Below are 548 nucleotides of genomic sequence, written 5' to 3'. Positions count from 1 at the left end.
CTCAGTTATCCGAAAATAAAAGTGCCAATGAGCATGAGGTAGGCGATCTCAAGCAAAAACAACACCAATTAACCCAACAATTGGCGGACAGCCAAGCCGCTCTGGATCGATTGAACGAAGAATACAGCCAAAATAAAGAAGAACGTAGTGCTGAAACCGAACAATTAAAAAAACAGCAACAGGAATTAAGAGAACAACTGTCTGAAAGCCAGCTGACTCTGCAACGCCTGACTACTCAGTTATCGGAAAATAAAAGTGCCAATGAGCATGAGGTAGGCGAGCTCAAGCAAAAACAACACCAATTAACCCAACAACTGGCTGACAGCCAAGCCGCTCTGGATCGATTGAACGAAGAATACAGCCAAAATAAAGAAGAACGTAGTGCTGAAACCGAACAATTAAAAAAACAGCAACAGGAATTAAGAGAACAACTGTCTGAAAGCCAGTTGACTCTGCAACGCCTGACTGCTCAGTTATCCGAAAATAAAAGTGCCAATGAGCATGAGGTAGGCGATCTCAAGCAAAAACAACACCAATTAACCCAACAA

At 42.5% G+C, this 548-nt stretch carries 1 protein-coding gene; it reads left to right on the top strand.

All coding sequences use genetic code 11. From position 1 onward, the window contains the following. Positions 1 to 548 (top strand): hypothetical protein (locus Lqua_RS18325; RefSeq protein WP_202972747.1); only part of this gene is annotated, 548 nt, incomplete at both ends.

It is taken from the genome of Legionella quateirensis (assembly GCF_001467955.1).
In the GTDB taxonomy this organism is placed as follows: Bacteria; Pseudomonadota; Gammaproteobacteria; order Legionellales; family Legionellaceae; genus Legionella; species Legionella quateirensis.
This window is presented reverse-complemented; position numbering and strand designations above follow the sequence as displayed.